The organism is Pseudoalteromonas sp. SIMBA_162, from assembly GCF_046535955.1.
GTDB classification, from domain to species: domain Bacteria; phylum Pseudomonadota; class Gammaproteobacteria; order Enterobacterales; family Alteromonadaceae; genus Pseudoalteromonas; species Pseudoalteromonas marina.
In genome coordinates, this window is the sequence record NZ_JAWJBQ010000639.1 from 1 (window position 1) to 260 (window position 260).

General features: G+C 63.5%; 1 pseudogene. It reads right to left on the reverse strand.

The features are described 5' to 3' along the window. Nucleotides 1–260, reverse strand: a pseudogene (locus R0J88_RS21215) (D-alanyl-D-alanine endopeptidase); the annotation flags it as partial.

Sequence of the window (260 nt, forward strand, 5' to 3'; positions counted from 1 at the left end):
TGGTCGACAACTCGCTCAGCATCGGGTACTTGCGCGAAGCCATCAGCAATTTGGCCAGGTCGCGGGCGGTGGACACGTTCTGCGTCGACAGGCCGGTCGGCTCTACGTAGCGGGTATGTGCCATACCCAGGCTGCGGGCCTTGGCATTCATCGCCTTGATGAACGCCGGATAGCCGCCGGGGTAGGCGTTGGCCAGGCTGTTGGCGGCACGGTTTTCCGACGACATCAGGGTAATCAGCAGGGTTTCGCGGCGGTCGAGC